1 protein-coding gene is annotated in these 353 nt (G+C 47.6%); it reads left to right on the forward strand.

The features are described from left to right. A partial coding sequence (locus Q0910_RS28565) for a hypothetical protein (protein ID WP_299224264.1) occupies window positions 1-353 on the forward strand: 353 nt, incomplete at both ends.

Here is a 353-nt window from a genome sequence, read left to right on the forward strand (position 1 = left end):
GGATTCACAGGTGCTACCGGACGTACAGGATTTACGGGTAGAACTGGTTTCACAGGTGCTACTGGAAGAACAGGATTTACAGGTAGAACTGGATTCACAGGTGCTACTGGAAGAACAGGATTTACGGGTAGAACTGGATTCACAGGTGCTACCGGAAGAACAGGGTTTACGGGTAGAACTGGTTTCACAGGTGCTACCGGACGTACAGGATTTACAGGTAGAACTGGATTCACAGGTGCTACTGGAAGAACAGGATTTACGGGTAGAACTGGATTTACAGGTGCTACCGGAAGAACAGGATTTACAGGTAGAACTGGTTTCACAGGTGCTACTGGAAGAACAGGATTTACAGG

The organism is uncultured Aquimarina sp. (assembly GCF_947495315.1).
Lineage (GTDB): Bacteria > Bacteroidota > Bacteroidia > Flavobacteriales > Flavobacteriaceae > Aquimarina.